At 38.2% G+C, this 1,859-nt stretch carries 2 protein-coding genes; one reads left to right on the forward strand and one right to left on the reverse strand.

Annotated elements, in window-relative coordinates; all coding sequences use genetic code 11:
* Window positions 1-69: 69 nt before the first annotated feature.
* Complete coding sequence (locus tag FC65_RS10415; RefSeq protein ID WP_235803131.1) at window positions 70-684, forward strand: phosphatase PAP2 family protein; 615 nt, start codon at window positions 70-72, stop codon at window positions 682-684.
* A gap of 274 nt (window positions 685-958) precedes the next feature.
* On the opposite strand, the gene FC65_RS10420 is transcribed toward FC65_RS10415, so the two are convergent.
* Entirely contained in the window at window positions 959-1,774 is an 816-nt protein-coding gene (locus FC65_RS10420) for an alpha/beta hydrolase (protein ID WP_056972659.1), read from the reverse strand.
* Window positions 1,775-1,859: the final 85 nt, after the last annotated feature.

A 1,859-nucleotide genomic window follows, 5' to 3' on the forward strand; every position in this document is an offset into this window, starting at 1 on the left:
TTTCTAAATGTTACAAACTAGCACCACACGTGTTATAATATATCCTGAATATTCAGAAAGGAACTATTTATGTCAAAATATGCACACCCTTACTCCAGATCAATACTAGGCAGTGCTTCACTTTTTCTGTTCATTTTATGGACTATCTTGGTAAAACATCATGCATCTTTCATCACTGCCGTTGATCAAGGAGCAATCAATTTATTGCATCCATTGATCGATCCGACAAGTACAAGGATCATTAGCAGTATTTCAAATTTAGCCAGTCCCATTATGATGACAGTTTATGCTTTGGCCATTGCAGCGTATCTAGGACACAAACAACAATTTCGAACGGGGCTTAATTTTCTGATTTTATTTAGCGCATTTAATTTGTTGAATCACGTTGTTAAGTCCTTGATCGAACGTCCACGTCCCTTGCATCGTCTGGTTTCGATCGGCGGTTTCAGTTTTCCTAGTGGTCACACGTTCGCAACGATCATACTTGTCTATTCGATCACGGCTCTAACAAAACGATTCGATTTTTCTCGAAAAAGTCAAATCACAATCGCTATTATCGGATGGTTGCTGATCTTATTGGTTGCCTTTACGCGGATATTCTTACACGTCCATTTTTTTCAGCGATACTATCGGCAGCCTCTTGTTAGCAACAGCCAGTTGGCAATTATTCACTGCAACCAGTGAACTTTTTAGAAAACACAAGAAACTATCTACTTAAAGATAAAAAAATACCAGGAAAGTTTTCTTAACATGGGGATGATACAGCCCCAATAAACTTTCTTGGTATTTTTTTGTCACATTAAATTAAATAAACATTGATGTTTTATGTTACACCTATTTAAGACATTTCAAATAGTAAAAATTTACAACTACTTATGCCTTACTACTATATTGGTTGATCTACAAGATGTAAAAAGTCCACTAATGGAAAAGCGCTCTTTTTGCTTGCTCCACTCTATTATTTGAATATTTCCTTTAGCCAATTTTCAAATAGTTTAGGCCAGACTGCCACGGCCTGTGACCTTTGTTCACTGTCTTTGGGTGCCGTTTCCTCGTTAGCTAAACTCATACCATGTGTTCCATGTGCAAAAATATGCACTTCACAATTGACCCCTACTCTCTTCAAGGATTTTACATAAGACAAGGTATTTTCAACAGGAACTACCGCATCATCATACACAGTCCAAATAAAAGCAGGCGGTGTTTGGTCTGAAACTTGTTTTTCTAATGAAACATCAAGCAGATCTTCTGCAGAAGCTTCATCACCTAATAAAGCTTTAAACGAATCTTCGTGGGCAAAGGCTCCGGTCGTGATCACCGGATAAGCAAGCGCCAATGCATTAGGCTTAATTTCTTCTGCAATGAACCCAGCAGAGGTCAACAATGGCTGATCCCATTTTGTAGCCAAATTAGCTGCTAAATGTCCACCCGCTGAAAAACCGAGGACAATGATTTTTTGCGGATCTACATAAAAATCAGCTGCTTTATCCCGAATAAATTTAACTGCTGTTGCTAATTCAAATAAAGCCGTTGGATAATGTGCTGGCGCACAAGAATAGCGCAAAACAAATACCTGACAGCCTAATGAATTCATTTTGACAGCGATCGGTTCCGCTTCTTTATCAGATGTAAAACGGTAACCGCCGCCCGGGCAGATCAGCACGGCGGGTCTGGTCCTCTCTAAATCAATTTCAGGGCTATTATCTAAAATATAGCCAGTCAGAGTTGCTTTTTTTGATAATGAAGTCAAAATTTTTTCAGTAAAGTATTTCAAACTTCCTCCTTACCTATAGAACAAAATTTAAGCAAACGTTTACTTCTAACCATCAGCCTGAATTATTCATACTTTTCGTTGCAGT

The sequence above is a fragment of the Ligilactobacillus acidipiscis DSM 15836 genome (assembly GCF_001435755.1).
Taxonomy (GTDB): domain Bacteria; phylum Bacillota; class Bacilli; order Lactobacillales; family Lactobacillaceae; genus Ligilactobacillus; species Ligilactobacillus acidipiscis.

What these genes read in the sequence shown, in the direction of transcription:
- FC65_RS10415 (WP_235803131.1), top strand. Translation starts at nt 70, where the DNA reads ATGTCAAAATATGCACACCCTTACTCCAGATCAATACTAGGCAGTGCT.